2 protein-coding genes are annotated in these 4388 nt (G+C 32.0%); both read right to left on the bottom strand.

Annotated features, from left to right (window positions below; genetic code table 11):
• Positions 1–171 precede the first annotated feature (171 nt).
• The gene (locus F6K13_RS20245; protein WP_124154921.1) at positions 172–2880 is read right to left on the bottom strand and encodes a tetratricopeptide repeat-containing sulfotransferase family protein; all 2709 of its coding nucleotides are present in this window, start codon (positions 2878–2880) and stop codon (positions 172–174) included.
• Between the two features lie 164 nt (positions 2881–3044).
• The coding region (locus tag F6K13_RS20240) for a glycosyltransferase 61 family protein (protein WP_287288178.1) at positions 3045–4388 on the bottom strand (1344 nt) is incomplete at its 5' end.

Here is a 4388-nt window from a genome sequence, read left to right as displayed (position 1 = left end):
TCGTACATAACTTGTCTATTCTGTCAATTTTTATGTTAAGAAAGATGTTTATAAAGCCTCCCCTTTTAAGGGGATAATAAAGAAAAATTTTCATGATTAGTCAATCCTCTTCTTTTCAAGGAGAGGTAATTGTTAATTATTAATTATTAATTATTAATTGTTGAATACTCCCTATTCCCAGTTAAACTTCATACCTAAATATGCTTCAAGTTTTTGATTATAGGGTTGAAAATAACTACTTAGACTCTGGTGAATTGATTGAGGAAGAGTAGGATAAGAACCAGAATTTAATTTCTGATAATTTTTGAGTTGATGTTTGGGTAAATCTAGAAAGTTAAAAACTTTTTCCATGATACTTGCTGGGTTTTGATAAAAGTCTTCGCTTCTTAAAATCAGGAATTGTTTTCTGGGAAAAATAGCCATCCATTTTTTGATAAATTCTACATAAACTCCATAACTTATATAGTAAGAGATATGATTCCAGTAAGCTTGCTCAAGAGTAGATTCAGACATTTGATGAAGTCTCTCTAACTGGGAATATATTGCTTCTGATAAAGATTTATTTTCCATCTTCGATCTGACTTCGTGATAATAGTGAGAAATTGCTCTATCTACTGGGTTTCGCAAAATTATAATCAACTTTATTTTGGGGAAAATACTAAATAGTCGTGTCGGGGTCTGCCAACTATTAATATAGGTAGGAGTTGCTTCTCCTGTTAAAAATTTTGTTGCTTTTGGAATGGGAGGAAAATGAGCTAAGTACCAATTTATTCCTTTGTCAAAATGTCTCGACCAAAAATATATTTCTTTTTTAATGGCAGGTAAAATTTGAGGATGTTGAGTGAGATAATTGTATAGAGAAGTAGTGCCACTTTTGCCAGTGCCAATAATTATAAAGTTAGGATTTGTTACTTGTTCTTGATGCCAATATTTTTTCACGAAATTGGGATGAGATTTTAAAGTTTGCTCGTAACAAGCAGTACGATACGAGGCGACTGCTGCGTCAATTTTACCTTGCTCGCTGAGAACTTCTCCCAGGTTTAAGTGAGATAAAACGGAGTGTGGTTTATTGTGAATAATTTGATGGTAAAAACTGACTACTTCATCAAGCTTATCGGACTGTTTTAAGTAATTCCAGAAACGATTATAAGACCAGTTAATTTCTGGGTTTAACTTGATGGCTTTGAGGAAAGCTAGACTTGCTTGTTCCAATTCTTCTTGTCGAGTCAGAGTTATGGCTAAATCATAGTAATATTTAGAAGATTTTGGGTTTTGTTCGATAGCTCTACGATATCTTTCTACTTCTAGTTTTAACTCTAATTTTTTCTCTAAAGCTTTCTGAAGTTGATTTGTAATTTCTTGGTCATTTACTTCCAGTTGCAGAGCCATATTATAAATAATGACTGCCCCTTTATATTGCTCTTTTTTGCTGAGGGAATTTCCTAAATATAGATATAATTCTGAATTTTGCGGCAAATGAAGCACTAATTTAGAATTAATTATCTCTGACCGATGGTTTTGAAGCGCAGAACAATAATAGTTAATTTTATCTTCTAAACTACTTTGAGATATTTGTGCTAATGCTTCTCCTAGTGTCTGATATATCCAAGGCATATTTTTTTCCATATTTAAGGCAGTCAAAAAGGTGAATATTGCTTGATTCCACCTTTTTAATTTCATTAAAATTTCCCCGATATTGTTATAAGACCAAGGTACATCTGGTTTTAATTTTATAGCTTCTATATAACTATCAACTGCTGCCTCTAATTTTCCTTGTTTTTGTAGAATATCCGCTAATTTATGATAATTTTCTCTTTGATTTGGTTGAAGTTGGATTAAGGTTTCATAACAAGCGATCGCTTCTGAATAAATCTCAATTTTTCTGTTTTTTTCTATTTCAGCTAGCTTAACTAATGCTGCTGCTAATTTATTGTAAGGCAAATAAGAGTTAGGGTTAATTTTAACAATTTGACGGTAGACTGCTATTGCTTCTGACCATCTTTCAAGTTTGACTAAAGCTTCGCCTAAATTATAGTAAGCCACATCTATATTAGGTTCTATTTCTATAGTTCGGCGATAAGCTGTTACTGCTTCTAACCATTTTGATAATTGCATTAAAGCATCCCCTAAATTTTTGTGGGGTAAATATAAATCTGGCTTTAATTCAATAGCAATACGATAAACTTTGACAGCTTCTTCCCATTTTTCTAGCTGCATAAAAGCTGTGCCTAATTTTTGATAAGACCAAGGAAAATCTGGATTTAGTTCAATAAATCTGTTGTAGGCAATGACAGCTTCATCCCATTTTTCTAATTGGAGGAATACTTCTCCTAATTTATGGAAAGACCAGGGAAATTTTGGATTTAATTCTGTAGCTTTTTGATATGCAATGACAGCTTCATCCCATTTTTCTAATTCTAGGAATGCTTCCCCTAATTTATGGAAAGACCAGGGAAATTTTGGATTTAATTCTGTAGCTTTTTGATATGCAATGACAGCTTCATCCCATTTTTCTAATTCTAGGAATGCTTCTCCTAATTTATGATGAATTTCTGCTTGGTTTGGGTTTAACTGAATTGCTCGCTCGTAACTCTCAATTGCAGCTTGCCATTGTTGTTGTTGGGTAAATAAATTACCTAAATTAATATGAGCTTCTACTAAGTTAGAATTTATGGTGATTGCTTGTTGATAATTTTGTTTTGCTAGGTCTAATTTTTCCATTGCTTGTAAAACTTTTCCCAGAGTATTATAGACAGGAGAAAAATTTGATTGTATCTCTATTACTTGGTTACATAAATGGTGTGATGTTTCTAATTCTCCTCGTTCTAGATATAATTCTGCCTGTTGATATAAACCCAGTGCAATTTTTTTTGTATTCATTTTATTTATAGATACTTTCTAAATTTATGCTAACTCTAGAATTTTTAATACCCGTTTAATATTAACAATAATATCTGGTCTCCACTGAGTTTTATAAGTGGTAGTGTAAACTGTTTGCGAAGTATTCCGTAGGAAATGCTTACCTTTGAAATTGCCAATATTGCCTAAATTAATTCAACTTCTGCAAACTTCATCATTTTTTTTAACCTTGTCAAATTTACAATAATATCTGGTTTCCAAGGAATTTTACCTGAATTATCATCTTCAAAATTTTCACCTATTAAGTAATAGTGTGACAACCTACATAAATTGCTAATTTCCCAGTAAAAATTAGTAATATACTTTGGAGAAAAAATCTCAATCACTTTTGTTCCTGGACTACAAAATACGAGGTTTGTCAGTCCACCTCCATGAGGTGCTACTATCACTTTTGCAGCTACCATATATAATGCTTGTTCTGCAATAGACATTGATTCTAGGGAAAGACTAATAAAACCAAATTTTTCTAACAAATTAACTACTTCTTCTTCATTAAGAACTCGTCGCCATGATGCAAACTTTCGACTTATATATATTCGTTCTGGCTTACTAGATGATTTTATGATAGTTTGTGATTTGATAAATAAACTTCGCAAAAACTCACAACCCCATTTGCTGACTCTCAGATTTCCTTTCTGAGATTTATAGGAAGAAGGTACAACTAATTTCTGAGCTTTTATATGAGGAAAAAATCGGCTTTCTATGATTTGAGATTGTTTAATTCCCAGAGCAGCAATGGTTTCTATTTGAAACTTTTTATCACATCTGGTAAAGACAAATTTATCTATTATTAGGTTAGTTCGACGCAGCAAATCTATCCGTGTAACTACATCAAACATCCAGTGGAAATACATGAATCCTCCCCACTTTGCTGATAAAAATGCCACTGTACCATCTATATAATTAATCGGAGGTAATTCCTCAGAAGATATAATCACTTCAGAACAACCTGTAGAAACATCTCTTACCAACTTATTGTCTGAAGTAATAACTGCACTTGTTGCTAAATCAATACTACCTCTACCTTCGGGAATTACTACTACAAAAGCTTCCGCTGAGTAGGATTTTTTATCTAGGAAATAATGATGTTTTTTTTGCTCTATTGTTTGAGATGATAACAGATTAAATTGAGTACTTGAATAGATGTTTATCCGAGTAATATTTTTTTGTGCAGACTCAGAAGTAATTTCCCAATCTTCTGTTAAGTTTAAAAACTTTCTTAGCCAATTATGCGGTAATTTTTGGTTAGTTTTCCAGAGGTGAGCTTCTTTGTGGCGTTCTTGTTTTTTGAGAATAAATTCTATTTTTTTATGAACATCGTAATAGTCTGGTCTAATTTTTAGAGCTTGAATTAAACATGGTATAGCTTCTGATAAATTCTCTAGTTGAAGATAAACATTTCCTAATGCTGCATAGTGCCAACAAGATTTTGGATTAATTTCTATGGCTTTTTGATAATTATAAATTGA

It is taken from the genome of Okeania sp. SIO2B9 (assembly GCF_010672505.1).
GTDB classification, from domain to species: Bacteria; Cyanobacteriota; Cyanobacteriia; order Cyanobacteriales; family Microcoleaceae; genus Okeania; species Okeania hirsuta.
The sequence above is the reverse complement of the archived record's forward strand: the minus strand, read 5'-3'. Positions and strand labels throughout refer to the sequence as shown.